This window comes from Deinococcus aquaedulcis (assembly GCF_019693445.1).
Classification (GTDB): domain Bacteria; phylum Deinococcota; class Deinococci; order Deinococcales; family Deinococcaceae; genus Deinococcus; species Deinococcus aquaedulcis.
This window is the reverse complement of the sequence record NZ_JAHRBL010000010.1, coordinates 1-17,601: the sequence shown is the minus strand read 5'-3', so window position 1 is coordinate 17,601 and position 17,601 is coordinate 1. Positions and strand designations below refer to the sequence as shown.

At 67.9% G+C, this 17,601-nt stretch carries 19 protein-coding genes; 11 read left to right on the top strand and 8 right to left on the bottom strand.

The annotated features are described in order from the left end of the window. Window positions 1-85: 85 nt before the first annotated feature. The 4 genes from KMW22_RS12355 to KMW22_RS12340 are packed head-to-tail and all read right to left on the bottom strand — an operon-like array spanning window position 86 to window position 4,043. On the bottom strand, window positions 86-1,267 hold the full coding sequence (locus tag KMW22_RS12355; protein WP_221090357.1) for an acetyl-CoA C-acyltransferase: 1,182 nt from the start codon (window positions 1,265-1,267) through the stop codon (window positions 86-88). A 20-nt stretch (window positions 1,268-1,287) separates the two neighbouring features. Beyond that, on the bottom strand, window positions 1,288-1,743 hold the full coding sequence (locus KMW22_RS12350) for a helix-turn-helix domain-containing protein (RefSeq protein WP_221090356.1): 456 nt from the start codon (window positions 1,741-1,743) through the stop codon (window positions 1,288-1,290). After that, window positions 1,740-1,928: a type II toxin-antitoxin system HicA family toxin gene (locus KMW22_RS12345; RefSeq protein ID WP_221090355.1), complete on the bottom strand. Its 189-nt coding sequence runs from the start codon at window positions 1,926-1,928 to the stop codon at window positions 1,740-1,742. The genes KMW22_RS12350 and KMW22_RS12345 overlap by 4 nt, the downstream gene beginning before the upstream one ends. An 18-nt stretch (window positions 1,929-1,946) precedes the next feature. Next, a complete protein-coding gene (locus KMW22_RS12340) occupies window positions 1,947-4,043 on the bottom strand; it encodes a 3-hydroxyacyl-CoA dehydrogenase NAD-binding domain-containing protein (protein WP_221090354.1) in 2,097 nt (698 codons plus the stop codon). A 136-nt stretch (window positions 4,044-4,179) separates the two neighbouring features. On the opposite strand from KMW22_RS12340, the gene KMW22_RS12335 reads away from it, so the two are divergent. The 3 genes from KMW22_RS12335 (at window position 4,180) to KMW22_RS12325 (ending at window position 7,731) form a co-directional block, all read left to right on the top strand. Next, window positions 4,180-5,169 carry an NADPH:quinone oxidoreductase family protein gene (locus tag KMW22_RS12335; RefSeq protein WP_221090353.1) on the top strand — a complete coding sequence of 330 codons (990 nt, stop codon included), beginning with the start codon at window positions 4,180-4,182 and terminating at the stop codon, window positions 5,167-5,169. Between the two features lie 220 nt (window positions 5,170-5,389). After that, a complete protein-coding gene (locus KMW22_RS12330; RefSeq protein WP_221090352.1) occupies window positions 5,390-6,496 on the top strand; it encodes a semialdehyde dehydrogenase in 1,107 nt (368 codons plus the stop codon). Continuing rightward, window positions 6,493-7,731: an NAD(P)/FAD-dependent oxidoreductase gene (locus KMW22_RS12325; protein WP_221090351.1), complete on the top strand. Its 1,239-nt coding sequence runs from the start codon at window positions 6,493-6,495 to the stop codon at window positions 7,729-7,731. The genes KMW22_RS12330 and KMW22_RS12325 overlap by 4 nt, the downstream gene beginning before the upstream one ends. Window positions 7,732-7,860: 129 nt before the next feature. On the opposite strand, the gene KMW22_RS12320 is transcribed toward KMW22_RS12325, so the two are convergent. From KMW22_RS12320 to KMW22_RS12310, 3 genes are all read right to left on the bottom strand, one after another. Further along, window positions 7,861-8,403, bottom strand: a complete 543-nt coding sequence (locus KMW22_RS12320) for a phosphoribosyltransferase family protein (protein WP_221090350.1) — start codon at window positions 8,401-8,403, stop codon at window positions 7,861-7,863. Window positions 8,404-8,504: 101 nt separating this feature from the next. Beyond that, window positions 8,505-9,035: a phosphoribosyltransferase family protein gene (locus KMW22_RS12315; RefSeq protein ID WP_221090349.1), complete on the bottom strand. Its 531-nt coding sequence runs from the start codon at window positions 9,033-9,035 to the stop codon at window positions 8,505-8,507. Window positions 9,036-9,084: 49 nt separating this feature from the next. Continuing rightward, a complete protein-coding gene (locus KMW22_RS12310; protein WP_221090348.1) occupies window positions 9,085-9,537 on the bottom strand; it encodes a protease inhibitor I42 family protein in 453 nt (150 codons plus the stop codon). A 177-nt stretch (window positions 9,538-9,714) separates the two neighbouring features. Here KMW22_RS12310 and KMW22_RS12305 point away from each other — a divergent pair, with 177 nt between their 5' ends. The 8 genes from KMW22_RS12305 to KMW22_RS12270 all read left to right on the top strand — a co-directional run bounded on the left by KMW22_RS12305 (window position 9,715) and on the right by KMW22_RS12270 (window position 17,064). Further along, on the top strand, window positions 9,715-10,167 hold the full coding sequence (locus KMW22_RS12305; protein WP_221090347.1) for a DUF4395 domain-containing protein: 453 nt from the start codon (window positions 9,715-9,717) through the stop codon (window positions 10,165-10,167). Between the two features lie 12 nt (window positions 10,168-10,179). Further along, window positions 10,180-11,751, top strand: a complete 1,572-nt coding sequence (locus KMW22_RS12300) for a nitrite/sulfite reductase (RefSeq protein WP_221090346.1) — start codon at window positions 10,180-10,182, stop codon at window positions 11,749-11,751. Then, the gene (gene cysC, locus KMW22_RS12295) at window positions 11,748-12,287 is read left to right on the top strand and encodes an adenylyl-sulfate kinase (RefSeq protein WP_221090345.1); all 540 of its coding nucleotides are present in this window, start codon (window positions 11,748-11,750) and stop codon (window positions 12,285-12,287) included. Before KMW22_RS12300 ends, cysC begins: the two co-directional genes overlap by 4 nt. A gap of 29 nt (window positions 12,288-12,316) precedes the next feature. Then, the gene (locus KMW22_RS12290) at window positions 12,317-13,045 is read left to right on the top strand and encodes a phosphoadenylyl-sulfate reductase (RefSeq protein WP_221090443.1); all 729 of its coding nucleotides are present in this window, start codon (window positions 12,317-12,319) and stop codon (window positions 13,043-13,045) included. 132 nt (window positions 13,046-13,177) lie between these two features. Further along, entirely contained in the window at window positions 13,178-14,347 is a 1,170-nt protein-coding gene (sat, locus tag KMW22_RS12285) for a sulfate adenylyltransferase (protein ID WP_221090344.1), read from the top strand. A gap of 174 nt (window positions 14,348-14,521) precedes the next feature. Continuing rightward, on the top strand, window positions 14,522-15,472 hold the full coding sequence (locus KMW22_RS12280; protein ID WP_221090343.1) for an ABC transporter substrate-binding protein: 951 nt from the start codon (window positions 14,522-14,524) through the stop codon (window positions 15,470-15,472). Between the two features lie 9 nt (window positions 15,473-15,481). Continuing rightward, window positions 15,482-16,315, top strand: a complete 834-nt coding sequence (locus KMW22_RS12275; protein ID WP_221090342.1) for an ABC transporter permease — start codon at window positions 15,482-15,484, stop codon at window positions 16,313-16,315. Further along, window positions 16,312-17,064, top strand: a complete 753-nt coding sequence (locus KMW22_RS12270; protein WP_221090341.1) for an ABC transporter ATP-binding protein — start codon at window positions 16,312-16,314, stop codon at window positions 17,062-17,064. The genes KMW22_RS12275 and KMW22_RS12270 overlap by 4 nt, the downstream gene beginning before the upstream one ends. A gap of 18 nt (window positions 17,065-17,082) precedes the next feature. Here KMW22_RS12270 and KMW22_RS12265 read toward each other — a convergent pair whose 3' ends face one another. Beyond that, window positions 17,083-17,484 carry a hypothetical protein gene (locus KMW22_RS12265; RefSeq protein ID WP_221090340.1) on the bottom strand — a complete coding sequence of 134 codons (402 nt, stop codon included), beginning with the start codon at window positions 17,482-17,484 and terminating at the stop codon, window positions 17,083-17,085. Window positions 17,485-17,601: the final 117 nt, after the last annotated feature.

The window sequence follows — 17,601 nt, the reverse complement described above, 5'->3', positions numbered from 1 at the left end:
TCGTTTAACGTTAAGCAAATGTGACCCGCCAGCAGAAAGGGGCCCCCACAGAAGCCCCTTCCCTATGCCCAACAATCCACGCCCCTTACAGCACCTCAAACAGCCCCGCAGCGCCCATCCCGCCGCCAATGCACATGGTCACCACCACATGCTTGGCGCCCCGGCGCTGGCCTTCCAGCAGAATGTGGCCGGTCAGGCGGGCGCCGCTCATGCCGTAGGGGTGGCCCACAGAAATGCTGCCGCCATTGACATTGTATTTTTCCGGGTCAATGCCCAGGCGGTCGCGGCAGTACAGGGCCTGCACCGCGAACGCCTCGTTCAGTTCCCAGAGGTCAATGTCGTCCACACTCAGGCCGTGGCGCTTCAGGAGCTTGGGGACGGCGAATACCGGGCCTATGCCCATCTCGTCGGGCTCGCAGCCGGCGATGGCGAAGCCCTTAAACAGGCCCAGCGGTTTCAGGCCCCGTTCCCGTGCCACGTCGGCGTTCATGACCACCACGGCCGCCGCCCCGTCGCTGAGCTGCGAGGCGTTGCCGGCGGTGATCACCCCGCCCTCGAACACCGGCTTGAGTTTGCCCAGGCCCTCTAGCGTGGTGTCGGGGCGGTTGCCCTCGTCCAGCGTGCGCGTGACCGTTTGCTCGCTCACCTCGCCCGTCGCCTTGTCCTGCACCTTCATGCCAGCCGTCATGGGCACGATCTCGTGCTCAAACAGCCCGGCCTGCTGAGCGCGGGCGGTGCGCATCTGCGAGTGGTAGGCGTACTCGTCTTGCTGCTCACGGGAAATGCCGTAGCGCCGCGCCACGATTTCCGCCGTTTCCAGCATGGGCATGTAGATCTCGGGCTTGTGTTCGGAGAGCCACTCGCCGCGCAGGCGGTACTTGTTCGCGTGCTCGCTCTGGGTCAGGGTGATGCTTTCCAGGCCGCCGGCCACGAACACGTCGCCCTGCCCGGTCATGACATGGTTCGCCGCCAGGGCGATGGTCTGCAGGCCGCTGGAGCAGAAGCGGTTGACCGTCATCCCGCTCACCGACACCGGCAGGCCCGCACGCAGGGCAATCTGCCGGGCAATGTTGCTGCCGGTGGCGCCTTCAGGGTTGCCGGCACCCATGATCACGTCTTCAATCTCGGCGGGGTCCACGCCCGCGCGCGCTATGGCGTGGGTCACGGCATGCGCCCCCAGGTCCGACCCGTGGGTGTCGTTCAGAAAGCCCCGGTACGCCTTGCCAATGGGCGTGCGGGCGGTAGACACAATGACAGCTTCAGGCATAGATTCCTTCCTTTTGGGCGTCAGGAGGCCTGGGCCTCGAACGTAACGTGTACGCGGGCGTCCAGGGCCTCGGCCACCCGGCGCAGGAGTTCCAGCGAGTGGCCCCAGTAAAACGGATTGAGCAGACGGTGAACGGCCGACCGGCTGGTCCCCATGCGCCTGGCCAGTTCGGCCTGAGAGATGCCGGCGCGGTCCAGGGCCGCCTGAATGGCCAGACTGACGGGATTCATAGGTGCAGGGTCCAGGAACAGCACTTCCTCTGTTCCCGTTAGTTCACGGCGCACTTCAGGGGCCACATCGGCCAACTGATGCACTGCAGGCTGGTGGCCGGTTCTGTCCTCCAGGGCCACCGCAAGACTCTCCCGGCTCAGGCGCAGAAGTTCATCCCGACTGCTGGCGGTCACGATGCAATGCAGCTCGGGCACCAGCGCCTGCCAGTTTCGCTCGCCTGCCGATACGATGGTCAGATAGCTCACGAGTCCCTCTCGATGGCGGACTGCACCGCCTTTTCCTGATAAAGCTTCACGTCGTCGCCCAGGTTGCCACTCAGGATGACGGTCACTGGGCCGCGCACGAACTTCCGGTGACTGCCCCGCACACTCTGTTCCGCGAAGCCGGCCCGCTCCAGATCCCGGATCAGTTCACGGAGCTTGCGCGGCATCCCTTACCCCGGATGTTATCATTTTTGAGAACTTTTGGCCCGTTCATGGTCAAAGTCAGCGAATGTCTCGCCTTCGCGGGCCAGGCGCTCCAGCAGCGGCGCGGGCGTGTGCCCGTACTGCTTCAGGTCGTCCACCACCGTTTGCAGGCCCTGTTCGCCCGCGTAGTGCATGGGGCCGCCCCGGTAAGCGGGGAAGCCGTAGCCGTAGATGTAGATCACGTCAATGTCGCCTGCGCGCTGGGCAACGCCCTCGTCCAGAATCCGGGCGCCCTCGTTGATCAGGGTGCCGGTGAGGCGGCGGGTGATCTCATCGGCGCTGATGGAGCGGGGCGTGATGCCCTTCTCGGCGCGGTAGGCCTCGATCAGGGCCTGCATCTCCGCATTCGGGCGGGGCCTGCGGGTCTCGTCGTAGTCGTAGATGCCGCCGCCGGTTTTCTGGCCCTTGCGCCCAGTCTTCACGATGCGGTCCAGCCAGCCGTCAGGCTCTGGCTCGCCGCGCTGCCGGGCGCGGTGCACGCGGATGGCGTAGCCGATGTCCAGGCCAGCCATATCGGTCATCTGGAAAGGGCCCATCGGCAGGCCCAGGGCGTTCATGGCGGCGTCCACGTCTGCTGGGCTGGCGCCTTCGTCCACCAGGCGCCGGGCTTCCTCACCGTAGCGGTGCACCATGCGGTTGCCCACAAAGCCGTCGCACACGCCCACCACCACGCCCACCTTGCCGATCTTTTTCGCCAGCGCCATGCAGGTCGCCAGCACCGTGTCGCTGGTGTTCTCCGCGCGCACGATCTCCAGCAGCTTCATCACGTTGGCGGGGCTGAAAAAGTGCAGACCGATCACCTGTTCCGGGCGCGAGGTCACGGCGGCAATCTCGTTCACGTCCAGGGTGCTGGTGTTCGTGGCCAGGATGGCGCCGTCCTTGGCCAGCGCGTCCAGGCGCGTGAAGATGTCCTTTTTCACCCCCATGTCCTCGAACACGGCTTCGATGATCAGGTCGGCGCCCTTCAGGTCAGCCATGTCCAGGCTGGGGGTCAGCAGGGCCATGCGCCGTTCCACGTCGTCGGCACTCAGGCGGCCCTTTTTGGCGCTGCTCTCATAGTTGCGGCGAATTACGCCCAGGCCCCGGTCCAGCGCCTCCTGGGTGGTCTCCACGATGGTCACAGGCAGCCCCGCGTTCAGGAAGTTCATGGCGATCCCGCCGCCCATCGTCCCCGCGCCAATCACGCCCACGCGGCGGATGTTCAGCAGCGGCGTGTCCTTGCCCAGGCCCGGAATCCTGGCACTTTCGCGCTCGGCAAAGAAGAGGTGGCGCAGGCCACGCGACTGCGGCGACTCGCGCGCTTCCATGAACTTCTGCGCCTCGGCCTGCCAGCCTTCCTCGAAGGGGCGGGTGGCCGCCATCTCGGCCAGATCAATGATGAGCGAGGGCGACAGCTGCCCCCGGTGCGTTTTCTTGATGGCTTCGCGGGCAGCGGCAAAGACCTCGGGCGAGCCGCCGTCCACAGCGCGCTCGCTGATGCGCGGCAGGGGACGCACCGCCGCCACGCGGCGGGCGAAGGCCAGGGCCCCCTCTAGCAGGTCCCCTTCAATCAGGTCGTCCACCAGCCCCAGTTCCTTGGCTTCGGTGGCCTTAATGGGCGCGCCGCTCAGCATCATGTCCAGGGCTTTTTGCGCTCCCACCACGCGGGGCAGGCGCTGGGTGCCGCCAGCGCCGGGCAGCACGCCCAGTTTGACTTCGGGCAGGCCCAGTCGGGCGTCTGGCACGGCCACGCGGTAGCTGCAGGCCAGGGCCAGTTCCAGACCGCCGCCCAGCGCCGTGCCGTGCAGCGCGGCCACGGTGGGCTTGGGAAAGGCATCCAGCTGCTGCACGGTGCCGCGCAGGTCCGGGGCCTGCTCGCGTGGCAGGCCGAAGGTCTTGATGTCGGCCCCCGCCACGAAGGTGCGCCCCCCGCCAATGATGACCACGGCGGCAATGCGGTCGTCGGCGGCAGCGGCGCTCAGGCCGGCTTTGAGGCCCTCGGGCACACCGGGCGAAAAGGCGTTCACAGGCGGGTTGTGGATGGTCAGCACCAGAATGTCGTCGTGGCGGGACTGCTCGACCAGGGGGGTCTGGGTCATGGGTGGGCCTCCTTGCTGAAAAACGAGTGTTAGGCGGGCCACAGCTTTTCACGGCCCCCTTGGGGTGGTCAAACACGCCCACGTTCAGAATGCACGTTGACGTTCACTTTTGGCGGCGCTGGGGTATGCTGCCCCCATGACCGAGCTGATGAAGGCCATCCGGGTGGAGCGCCTGGGCCCGCCCGACGTGATGCAACTGCAGAACGCACCCGTGCCCCAGCCCGGGCCCGGCGAGGTGCGCCTGCGCGTGGAAGCCGTGGGCATCAACTTCGCCGACGCCCTGGCGGTGGCGGGCGAGTACCTGACCCGCACCCGCCTGCCCTACACGCCCGGCATGGAATTTGCCGGCATCGTGGACGCGCTGGGCGAGGGCGTGCGGGGCGTGCAGCCTGGGCAGCGCGTGGCGGCCCTGGGCGGCAGCGGTGCGCTGGCCCACTACGCCACCGTGAACGCCGCCGGTCTGATCCCCGTCCCCCAGACACTGAGTGCAGCCCAGGCAGCGGCCTTTCCGGTGTCGTACTTCACGGCCTACCACGGCCTGAAAACGCTGGGGCGCGGTCAGGCCGGCGAGTGGGTGCTGGTGCAGGCAGCCGCCGGCGCCCTGGGCACCGCCAGCGTGCAGCTCGCCAAGGCGCTGGGCCTGAAGGTCATCGCGCTGGCCAGCACCGAGGAGAAGCTGGAGATCGCCCGCCGCCTGGGCGCCGACGTGACCCTGCTGCAGGATGACCCCGGGCGGGTGCAGAAGGTGCGCGAGGCCGCCGGGGGCAAAGGCGTGCCGCTCATTCTGGAAGTCGTGGGGGGCAAACGCTTTCAGGAAAGCCTGGATATGGCCGCCCACCGGGGCCGGATCATCGTGATTGGCAACGCCAGCCGCGAGCAGGCAGGGCTGCGCCCGGTGGAACTGATGAAGCGCAACCTGACGGTCACTGGCCTGTGGTTGACCAGCCTGATGAGTGACCGCGACGCCACCGCCGAGGCCGCGCAGGTGCTGGGCCAACTGGTGGCGAGTGGACAGGTGGTGCCGCAGGTGGGGCCCACCTACGCCCTGGCCGACAGCGCCCGCGCTTTTCAGGATCTGCTGGACCGCAAGACCACGGGGAAGGTGATCATCGAGCCGGGGCGGTAAGGCAATAGAAGTTGTCCCTCACATGAGAACACCCGGCAGGGGCCTTTATTTACTTCATTTTCAACTCAGTGTAACTTAATCCCAGAGTCAAGGCCAACGGTGGCAGCTGCTCCCGTTGGCCTTGTCGTGTGTCGAGACAGCCGGTCACGGAGCGATCACGCCCGTGGGCGCACTCTGCAGTTCCATTCCCCCGGTCTTCATAGGCCGAGATGAGGTCTCTATGTCGCAACAGCTGTCTTTGTCCACCCAAGACCGTCACGCCGTCGCCTTCCTGGTCCATCCCCGGACCAACGTTTCCCGCGACCTGGGCGACATTTGCCGCCCCTTCGGCTGGATCCCCAACCGCGCCTATGAGACCGCACTTGGCCGCCTGTCCTTGCCGGCCCCAGTGACAGGCACCCTGCGCTACAGCGACAAGCCTGAACAGGTGGCGGCCTACTTGCTCACCGTGCCCCTGACGCCAAAAGCCCTGCTGGAAGGCGGACGCCGTGTTCAGAGCATCATTGACCGGGCCGTGACCAAGGCCGTGGGGCTGGGCGCCAGAACGGTGGGGCTGGGGGCGCTCACGGCGCCGGCCACTGCAGGCGGTATGGCGCTGCGCCACCGCACCGACGTGGGCATCACCAACGGCAACGCCTTTACCGCCGCCATGACCTTCCTGGGCGCCGAGCGGCTGCTGAGCCTGTGCCCCAGTAACGCCACCATCGCACTCGTGGGCGCCAGCGGCAGCGTGGGCAGTTGCCTCACCCAGTTGCTGGCCCGCCGCACCGCGCAGCCGCTGCTGCTGGTGGCCCGCAACGAAGAGCGCCTGCGCACCCTGCAGGCCACCCTCCCTGCCGGCCGGTCCCAGATCACCACCGACATGAACCGCGTGCGTGAAGCCGATCTGGTGATTTTGCTCACCAGCGCCACCGACGCCGTGCTGCGCAGCGAGCACCTGAAAGAGGGCGCCGTGGTGCTGGATGACACCCAGCCGCGCAATACCCGTCCAGAGTTGCTGCAGGAACGACCCGACGTGCGAGTGGTGGACGGCGGGCTGGTCAGTGTGCCCGGCGTACATCGCAAAGGCTTTATTGGCCTGCCGCAAGGGGTGGCCTACGCTTGCCTCGCCGAAACGCTGCTGCTGGGGCTCAGCGGCCAGCAGGGCCACTTTTCGCTGGGTCGGCCCAGCGTGGAGCAGGCCGAACACATGCTGGCGCTGGCAGCCCAGTTCGGGCATCTGGGTTTCACCCTGGCCGAGCCCCACTCGTTCGGCCAGCCCGTGACGCTGGACGACGCGCCAGCCCCTCTCCCTGCGCTGGGAGCGCTGAGCGGGGCCCAGGCGTGAGCGGTGCGGCGCAGGTCGTCATTGTGGGCGGGGGCTACGTGGGCCTGGACGCCTACCGCGCCCTGATGCGGCGCCTGGGCCGGCAGGTCAAGCGCGGCCAAGTACAGATCACCGTGGTGAGCACTCTGCCCTACCACACCTTTCACGGCTTTACCGGCGAAGGCCTGGGCGAGCTGGTCCCCCTGGCCCATACCCTCACGCCCCTGCCGCCCCTTATCCCCCATGCCCGCTATCTGCAAGGCACGGTCACCCGTGTTGACGCCCAGCGGCAACAGGTGGAGGTCCACAGTGAAGAGGGCCAAGTCCAGATGCTGGCATATGAACATCTGATCCTGGGCGTAGGCTCGGTGGACCCGTTTGATCGCCTCCCCGGGCTGCGTGAACACGGCCGCTGCCTCAAGGACGCGCGCGATATGCGGGCATTCCGCGCCGAACTGCACGCACGATTTCAGGCCCGCCAGCCCACCACGATCAATGTCATTGGAGGCGGCTACGCGGGGGTCGAGATGGCCGCCGCCCTCCGGGAACGGCAGCAGCGCGAGGGCCTGGGCGGCGAGATTCATCTGCTCAGCAGTGGCCTGGTTCTGGAAACGCTGGGGCCAGCGCTGGCCCCACTGGCAGCGCATGCCCGCCAGTCCCTGCAGGGGCTGGGGGTTCAGCTTCACGAGGGCGTGCGAATCCGCGAGGTGACCAGTGGCGGGGCCCACGCCCAGGATGACCGTTTCTTTCCGGCCGACCTCACGCTTTTTGCGGCCGGCATCGCGCCAGCCGTCCTCCCCGGCACCGAGGCCATGCGCGATCCTCACACTGGCCGCCTGCTCACGGACCAGTATCTGCGTGTGCCGGGCCACACAAACATCTGGACGGGCGGAGACGCCGCGCAGGTGGCACATCCGAAGCGGCCCGGCGACTGCCCGGTCAACGCGCTATGGGCCATGAAACATGGCATGTGCGCCGGCAACAACGTGGCGCGCAGCCTGCGCGGCCAGCCACTGCGCCCCTTCGCCTACGGCGGCCTGGGGCAAAGCGCCAGCCTGGGGCACTTGAACGGCATTACCGAGTTGCTGGGGCTGCAGTTCAAAGGCCCCGTGGCCTGGGTGCTGCGGCTGGCCTTTTTTGCTTGGTACATGCCCAGCAAGCGCCAGGGCGCCCGGGTGACCGCCGACCTGCTGTGGCGTCGCCCCCGCCGCGCATCCCGCACAGCCACGACACTTACTTCGGGAACCACGCCTTAGAACTTCCCACCCCTAGAGCTCGCACCTTCGGAACTGTCCTACCGTGCGAGCACTGGGCACAGACTTGGCTCATCTGCTTCCCTCGCTCGGACTGAATCGTTCTCGCAAACGATTCGGGCCAAAGCCCGCTTACAGCGTTCGGGGCAGGTCCTGCAGCGCCACCACGGGCAGGGTGCTCTCCCCCTGGCGGAAGGCAGCCAGATACCCGTTCAGGGTGCCGCCGGCCCGCTCCACCAGCCGGGCCAGGGCCTGCGCTGTGCCGCCCGAGGCCACCACGTCTTGCACAATCGTCACGCGCTTGCCCTTCAGGCGGGCGGCGTGGGGGCCGTCCAGCCACAGGGTCTCGGCCACGCCCAGGGTCATGCTGGGCACATCCTGAATCAGGGGCTCTTGCATGTAGGTGCGCCGCTTCTTGCGCGCGCACACGTAGGGCAGCCCAGAGCGGTCGCTGAGTTCGTGGGTCAGGGGCAGGGCGTTGGTCACCACTGTCAGCAGCAGTTCGGTGCCCTGCGGAATCAGCGCGACCATCTCCTGCGCCACGGCGTTGGTGAATTCGCTGTCGCCAATGAATTCCACCAGGGGCACGCGGCCCAGGTTGCCCGCGCGCACTGTGGGCAGGGTGCGCGACACGCCGCCGATGCTTACCGTCAGTTCCTGCGTCTGGGTGGTCATGGCGCATAGGCTAACGCACCTGTGTCAGGGGCGGGGCGGCAGAGCAGCGCGGCGGCCCTCCCACTGCAAGACCGCCGCGCCGTTTCAGGGCTGGAACTGAATTACTCGAACAGCGGCAGGTGCCCCAGCGCCGTCACCTCGGGGCGCTCCTGGCCTTCGGTGAACACGGCCACCACGGCGGCCACTTCCCCGCCCACCTCTTCCAGAATCTGGCGGATGGAATGCAGCGTGCCGCCGCTGGACACCACGTCGTCCACAATCGCCACCTTGCGGCCCCGGATCTTCTGCACATCGAAGCCGTCGAGCACCAGCAGTTGCGGTTTGCCGGTGGTGATCGACACCACCTCGCGCGCCACCGGGTCCACCATGTAGGGCTTCTGGGTCTTGCGAATCACGATGTACGGCTTGCCACTCTCGCGGCTGATCACGTGGGCGAGGCTCAGGGCCTTGACCTCGGGGGTCACCAGCACGTCAATGTCGGCGGGCAGGCGGGCGGCCAGTTCGCGCCCGGCTTCCTCGGTCACTTCGGTGTCACCCAGCATGTTGAACAGGGCCACGCTGACCCCCGGGGCCACGGGCACGATGGGCAGGTCACGGGTCACGTGACCCACCTGAACGCTAAACGTCTTCACGCTGGGCAGTGTAATACGCCGCCCCTCTCTTCGCAGCGGCCCTGCGGCGCTACCGGGCCACCAGATTGAACTGCACCAGCTGCACCTGTACCGCCCCCGCGCGGCCCGGGGGCACCTGGGCAAAAAAGATCGGCGTGGTCAACGACAGGCTGCCGCGCTTGAGGGGCGCGACCACCTGATAGGTGTAGACCGTCGCCGGGCCCGCGCCGCCCACCACCGGCGCGCGGCCAGCGGCGGGGGCCACCTGAAGGGTGCGTTTCTCGATCAGGGTCAGGTAGGCCGGGTCTACTTCCAGGGCCCGCCAGGTGTAGCCGGTGCCCGCCGAGGTGTTCAACGTGAATTGCAGCCGGTCGCCGGGCTGGACCGCAATGTCCTGGCCGGCGCTCCCCACAGTAAAACTCAGGGTGCGCGGCGCAGCGGCCGACCCTGCCAGGACGACAGGCGCCAGCGTCGCTGCACCACAGGCAGCACCCCACAGAAGAATCTTTTGCAATGTACGCACAGAACCGCCTCCAGGCTGGCGCGCAAGGGGAGAAAAACGCGCAGGCCACCAGGCGCGCCAACTGGAGACCCCCCACTGTAGCCCGCCGTCCCGGGCCACGGGTTGCCGAGACAGGTCCCCACAAAAGGCGAATAGTTGACTTGTTTTGTCGCCCATAAAGGTTTACCTTTTTTGTCAATGATTGCCCCTGCCTCTCCCGCCCAGCCTGCGCGCACAGATCTGAGTGCGCTGAAATTCAACCAGGTCACGGTGGTGGCGGTGACCCTGCTGGCGTTGGCGGTGCGAATGCCCTGGCTGACGCTGGTGCTGGGCGCGTTCATGCTGCTGGGGGCCCTGCGCCCAGCGTGGTCGCCCCTGCGCGCCGCGTACCGGATGCTGGGGCCCGCACTGGGCCTGAGGCCCGAGGTGGTCGAAGAAGACCCGCGCGCCCACCACTTCGCGCAGGGCGTGGGCGGCACCTTCCTGCTGGCCAGCGCCGCGCTGTCCCTGGCCGGTCTCTGGCTGGCTGGTACGGTGCTGGGCATGACTGTGGTGGCCCTGGCGCTGCTGAACCTCTCCCAGAAAATCTGCGTGGGCTGCCTGATGTACTTCCAGTACCGCCGCCTGCGTTTCGCCCTCCTGCACCGCTAAGGAAGTCCATATATGTCCGACATTGAAGCGCTGAAAAAAGAAGTGCCCCCGTTCCAGATTTTCGACCTGATTCCCCAGTACGCCGCCCAGGGCTTCATTGACCCCGAGCGTATTGACCTGCTCAAGTGGGCCGGCGTTTATCCCCAGCGCCCCCAGGAAGACGGCTACCTGATGATGCGGGTGCGCGTGCCGGCCGCCGAGTTTTCCAGCGCCACCCTGCGCGAGGTGGCCAATATTGCCGAAGAGTACGGGCGCGGCTTTCTGGACGTGACCGACCGGCAGGCCTTTCAGTTTCACTGGCTGACCATTGACAAGATTCCGGCGATTTTTGACCGCCTGGAACCGCTGGGCCTGCACCCCAAGGGCGCGTGCGGCGACACGGTGCGCGCGGTCATCGCCTCGCCGCTGGCCGGGCTGGACGCCCGCGAGATCATCGACGTGCGCCCCATTGCCTTTGCGATGGAAGGCACCCTGACCGGCAACCCCGACTTTCAGGACCTGCCGCGCAAGTTCAAGATGAGCCTGACCGCCACCCCGGAACTGGAAGGGATTCACCTCATCAACGACATTGGGTTTCTGGCGCACCGGGTGAACGGCGAGGTGGGCTTTGACGTGTGGGTGGGCGGCGGCCTGGGCGCCGTGGCGCACCTCGCCAAGCGTCTGGGCGTATTTATCCGCCCCGACGAGGTGGTGGAGGTGGGACAGGCGATCACCGCCGCCTACCGCGACCACGGCTACCGCCAGAACCGCAAGAAGAGCCGCCTGAAGTTCCTGATCAAGGACCTGGGCGTGGAGAGGTTCCGCGAGATCGTGGAAACCGAGTACCTGGGCCGCAAGCTGCCCGACGGCCCTTCCGCGCCTGTCGCCCGCTTCGGCGGCAATGACGTGCTGGGCGTGAACCCGCAGGCCGACGGCCGCAATTACGTGGTGGTGGCGACCACCGTGGGCCGCATCAACCCCGACAAGGCCCGGGCGCTGTCGGATCTGGCGGACCGCTACGGCGAGGGCGTGCTGCGCACCACTGCCTTCCAGAACATGGTGATTCCGCACGTGAAGACCGAGGACGTGGCCGCCCTGAGCGAGGCCCTGGCGGCGCTGAATCTGGCGCCCAAGACCACCCTTCGCGGCACCACCATCGCCTGCACGGGCAACCAGTTCTGCCGGCTGGCCCTCACCGAGACCAAGGCCCGCACCGCCGCGCTGGTGGACCACCTGGAGCCGCTGACAATGGCGCTGGACGTGCCCTTCACCATCAACCTCACGGGCTGCTCCAACGCCTGCACGCGCTATCAGGTGGCAGACCTGGGCTTCATGGGCGCCAACCGCACCGACAAGGACGGCACTGTCCACGAGGTCTACAACGTGCATCTGGCCGGCAGCATTGGGCAGGCGCAGCGCACTGGCACCAAACTCAAGGGTGCGGTGCCCGCCGAGCAGTTGAACGCCTACACCGAAGCTGTGCTGGCCGACTTCCAGGCGAACAAACGCCCCGATGAAAGCTTTGTGGAGTACGCCGACCGCGTGGGCCACGAGCGCTTCACCCCGGACACCGTGCTGGCCGCGCGTGAACTGGTGACGGCGTGACCGCCCTGCAAGAGCGTCCCGCAGTGGGCACCGGCCGCGTGGTGTGGCTGACCGGCTTAAGCGGCGCGGGCAAGAGCACCCTGGCGAGCGCGCTGCACGCCGAGCTGCTCGCGCGCGGCGTTCCCACCGAACTGCTGGACGGCGACGCCGTGCGCGAGAACCTGAGCAAGGGCCTGGGCTTTTCCAAGGCGGACCGCGATACCAACGTGCGCCGCATCGGCTTCGTGGCTGGCCTGCTGGCGGGGCACGGCGTCACCGTACTCGTGAGCGCCATCAGTCCGTATGCCGACACCCGGCGCGAGGTGCTGGCTGGGCTGCCGAACGCCCTGGAAGTGTTCGTGGACGCCCCGCTGGACGTGGTGACCGCCCGCGACGTCAAGGGCCTGTACCTGAAGGCCCTGGCCGGCGAAATCCCGCACTTTACCGGCGTGAGCGATCCCTACGAGGCGCCCGAACAGCCAGACCTGCACCTGCGCACCGACCAGATCAGCGTGGAGGAGGGTGTGGCGCGCTTGCTGGGGGCGCTGGGGCTGTGACGGCGATAGAGGCCAATGGCGAATGGCGGATGGCGGATGGCCCCGCCGGTGCGGAGGCTGCTGCGCCCGCTCCCCTCGCCTCCTTCTCCCCCACCACCTTTTCCCCGGGGACCGAGCCCCTGGAGATCATCCGCTGGGCGCTGGACACCTACCCGGACCTGCTGATGCCCAGTGCCTTCAACCTGAACGGGGTAGTGCTGCTGGACCTCGCCGCGCAGGCGGGCTACCAGGGCGAGGTGGTGTTCGTGGACACCGGCTTCCACTTTCCCGAAACGCTGGCGACCCGCGACCGGCTGGCGGCGCGCTACCCGCAGCTGACCTTTGTCACGCTGAATGCGGGCGCCCACCCGGACGACGGGCAGACCGACCCCACGCTGTACGCCAGCAACCCGGATGCCTGCTGCGCGGCGCGCAAGGTGGCGCCGCTGCAGGCGTATCTGCGCCAAAAGGCCCCCTCTGCGCTGCTGAACGCCCGCAGCCGCGACCAGGCCGCCACCCGCGCCGATATTCCCTTTGTGGAAGAGGGCGGCACGCGGGTGAAGATCAACCCGCTGGCCCACTGGACCCGTGAACAGCTGGAAGCGTACGCCCGCGACCACGACCTGCCGGTGAATCCGCTGTACTGGGACGGCTTTCTGAGCATCGGGTGCTGGCCCTGCACGCGCGCCGTGCGCCCCGGCGAGGACGCCCGCGCGGGCCGCTGGGCAGGGAAAGGCAAGACCGAATGTGGCCTGTGGGCCGGGGAAGGCCGCCTGTGAGGTGGTGCCCGCGACCTGCCCAGCGATGTCGCCGTTCCCGCTGATCTGCCCCGCCCTTTCTTTGCCCCAATAGTTGAGTCTTTTCATCCACAACCCTCTGCACCCACCCCTGCCCCCAAGGACGCCCCTGCCATGACCATCCTGCTGCCCGAATCCACCCTTCTGCCCGCGCCGCTTGGCGGCACCCTGGTCAGCGGCCTGCGCCGCCCCGGTCACGATTTCGACCCCGCTGAACTGGCCGGCCTGCCCCGTCTGGCCCTGAGCGAGCGCTCGGCAGCCGATCTGGAGATGCTGGCCACGGGCGCCTACTCGCCCCTGCGCGGCTTCGTGAACGAGGCCGATTACCTCAGCATCCTCTCGCGCCTGCGCCTTGCGGACGGCACGCCCTGGAGCATTCCGATCACGCTGCCCGTGTCGGGCGAGGACGCCGCGCGCGCCCGTGGCCGCGTGGTCCTGACCTTCGGGGGCCAGGACGTGGGCTGGATTGAGGTGCAGGAGGCCTTCGATGCCCGCAAGACCCTGGAAGCCCAGGAGGTTTACCGCACTACCGACGAGGCCCACCCCGGCGTGGCGGCGCTGTATGCCCAGGGCGACGTGTATCTGGCCGGCGAGGTGGCGCTGTTCGAGGTGCCGCGCGGCGCCTTTCCCCGCCATCACCGCACGCCCGCCGAGGTGCGCGAGGTCATTGAAGCGCGCGGCTGGCGCTCGACGGTGGCGTTCCAGACCCGCAACCCCATTCACCGCGCCCACGAGTACCTGCAGAAAGTGGCGCTGGAACTGGTGGACGGCCTGCTGCTGCATCCGCTGGTGGGCAGCACCAAGGGCGACGACGTGCCCGCCGACACCCGCGTGCAGGCCTACGAGGTGCTGCTGAAGGGTTATTACCCCCAGGAACGCACGCTGCTGAGCGTGTACCCGGCCGCCATGCGCTACGCGGGCCCGCGCGAGGCCATTTTGCACGCCCTGTCGCGGCGCAACTACGGCGTCACGCACTTCATCGTGGGGCGCGACCACGCGGGCGTGGGCAGCTACTACGGCACCTACGACGCCCAGGAAATTTTCAGCGCCTACGCCCCCGAGGAACTGGGGATCCAGATTCTGAAGTTCGAGCACACCTTTTACTGCAATTCCTGCGGGCAACTGGTCAGCCCCCGCACCTGCCCGCACGACGCCTCGCACCACCTCGTGCTGAGCGGCACCAAGGTCCGCGAGAAGCTGCGCGCCGGCGAGCCGCTGCCCGCCGAGTTCACCCGCCCGGAAGTGGCCGAGGTGCTGCGCGCCGCCTACGCCGAGCCGGTCTGAGGCGCTAGGGAAGCGGTGGGGGGCCGGCTGGTCCTACACCCACCGCGCTCTCATGTCCCTGATCAGGCCTTAAGAAGCCCTCAAGGTGGGGCGGGTGTGGTCACACGTGACGGCCCGCCCCCCACCGTGAAATGCAGCATCTCTGAGTGCGCCCAAGATTTCTTAGGAGGTTCCATGACCCGACTTGCCCTGACCCTTGCCCTGGCCCTCGCCCTGCCCAGCCTCGCCTCGGCCCAGGAGGCGCAGAGCGTGCGCCTGGGCTTTTTCCCGAACCTCACCCACGCCCCCGCCCTGGTAGGCCTGGAACGCGGCACCTTTCAAAAGGCGCTGGGCAAGGTCAAGCTGGAGCCCAAGGAGTTCGTTTCAGGCACCACGCTGACCGAAGCCTTTGCGGCCGGGCAGATTGACATCGCCTACATCGGGCCGGGGCCGGCCATCAATGCCATCGGGCGCGGCATGCCAGTGCAGATCATCGCCGGGGCCAGCGAGGCAGGCGCCGTACTGGTGGCGCGCAAGGACAGCGCCATCAAGAGCTACAAGGACCTGGCCGGCAAGACCGTGGCGGTGCCCACCCTGGGCAACACCCAGGACATCAGCCTGCGCCACATCCTGAACGAGAACGGCCTGAAGCCCAAAACCGACGGCGGCAGCGTGACCATCACGCCTGTGGCTCCCGCCGACGTGATCGCTGCCTTTGCGGCCAAACGCGTGGAGGCCACGCTGGTCCCCGAGCCCTGGGGCGCGGTGCTGGAAGCGCAGGGCCACCGCATCATTGGCACGGAAAAAACCGTGTGGCGGGGCGGCAACTACCCCACCACCATCGTGATTGTGAATGCCAGGTTCGCCCAGGCCAACCCGGCGCTGGTCACCGCGTTCCTCAAAGCGCACACCGACGCCGTGGCGTTCATCAACAAGAGCCCGGCGGCGGCCCAGGCGGCGGTCAACAAGCAGCTGCTGGCCCTGACGGGCGCCAAGATTGATCCCCGCGTGCTGCAGCGCGCCTTTGCCCGCACGCGCTTCACCACCGCGCTGGACCCGGCGGCCCTCAAGGAATACGCCGCCCTGAACGTGGAAGCCGGCTACGCCCGCAGCGCCCCGGACCTCACTCCGTTTCTTCGCAAGTGAGGCCTGGACATGACCACGCTTGACCATGCGGGCCCTGGCCGCCCGGCGCGCGGCCCCTCGCGCTGGGTGGCGCTGGGCTGGCAACTGCTGGGCCTCGTGCTGATTCTGGGCGTGTGGTGGCTGCTCACCGACGTGCTGAAGCTGTACCCGCCCTACGTGTTTCCGGGGCCCAAGGCGGTCTGGACCGAGATCAGCTACGGGCTGTGGGGCAGTGGCCCGCAGGACGGCAAATTGCTGTCGGCCATCGGCGGCAGCCTGCGCCGGATGCTGACCGGCTACCTGATCGCGGTGGCGCTGGGGGTACTGGTGGGCCTGCTGATGGGCGCGTGGCGGCCCCTGCGCACCACCCTGGGCGCGTACCTGACGGGCATTCAGAGCGTGCCCAGCATTGCCTTTGTGCCGTTTGCCATTCTGTTTTTCGGCCTGAATGAACGCGCCGCGCTGGCCGTGGTGATTCTGGAAGGGTTCATTCCCATGGCCCTGGCGGTGTCGGGCGCGCTGCTGAACGTGCCGCCCGCCCTGCGCGTGGCCGGGCGCACGCTGGGAGCAAACTCGCTGGGCCTGACCCTGCGGGTGCTGCTGCCCGCCTCGCTGCCCAACATCCTGACCGGGCTGCGCACTGCCTGGAGCTTCGCGTGGCGGGCCCTGGTGGGCGGGGAACTCCTGATCGGCGGGGTCGCCAGCCTGGGCGAGCAGCTGGAAGTGGGCCGCAACACAGCCAACGTGGCGCTGGTGCTGGCCACCATCATCATCATTGGCCTGATTGGCGGCCTGTTTGACGCCCTGCTGCGCACCTTCGAGGGCCGGGTGCGCCGCGACTACGGCCTGGAGGTGCCACAATGACCACCACCATGAATGCTGCCGGGCCTGCTGCCGCTTCTGCCGCCGCGCGCGGTGGGGCTCCCCTGACGCTGGACGGCGTGACCTACCGCTACCACGGCCGCAAAGCCACCGGCGCCGGGGTGGGGCCGCTGAACCTGCATGTGGCAGCCGGCGAATTCCTGTGTGTGGTGGGCCCGTCCGGCAGCGGCAAGAGCACCCTGCTGTCGCTGCTGGCGGGCTTTCTACGCCCGCAGACCGGGCAGATCACCCTGGGCGGCGAAACCATCCGGGGGCCCCACCCGCGCCTGACACTGGTGCAGCAGGAACCCGCGCTCTTTCCGTGGCTGACCGTGGCGGGCAACGTGGCCTTTGGCCTGCGCGCCGGCCCCCGCGCCGAACGCCAGAGCCGCGTGGCCGACGCCCTGCGGCAGGTGGGCCTCGCCGGCTACGAGGGCCGGCGCCCGCATGAACTCTCGGGCGGGCAGCGCCAGCGGGTGGCCCTGGCCCGCGCCCTGGTCACGCGCCCGGGCCTGCTGCTGCTGGACGAACCCTTCAGCGCCCTGGACCATGCCACCCGCACCACCCTGGCCGACGAACTGCTGACCCTGTGGCGCCAGTCCGGCGTGACGGTGGTGTTCGTGACCCACCAGCTGGACGAGGCCCTGCACCTGGGCCAGCGCATCGTGGCCCTGCGCGACGGCGAGGTGGCCCTGGACGCCCCCGCCAGCCAGACCAGCGTGACGGAGTTGCAGCGCCTGCTGCGGGTGTAAAGCCCTACAGCTCCGCTTTCAAGGCCCGCCCCTCCGGCGGGCTTTCAGCTGGTCCGACAGCGCGGTTCGGCCGGAACGCGCTTCATAGTCACGCAGGGGTGCCGTGAGGCTCAGGTCAGCATTCATGGTCTGGGCGCCCCAGCAGAGATGCGCCGCATACGCCTGGCCGTGCCCGAAAGCCAGCAGAGCCAGCATGGCCTGAACGTGGCCCAGCCCATCGGGGGTGCTGTCATCCGCCAGCGCCAGCTGTGTGGGCAAGGTCTGCGCCAGATCGGCCAGAGCCTGCTTGTACTTCCGGTTCACTGCCGCTGGCACTTCCAAAGGGGCCGGGCAGGTGTTCCCTTCTGTCCTTGAACATTCGATCAGGGCCAGCAGGACATACAGTTCGCCGTGGTACAGCTGCGGAAAGCGCCGGATCATACGAAAATGAAGTAAAGATTGGACATTACGCATTGGGAAGCCAGTGGAAGTACGTCGTGCGCGAAACCAGAGCTTCTTGGGTCATCAGCCAAGCACATCGCTCGTCAACGGCCGCGA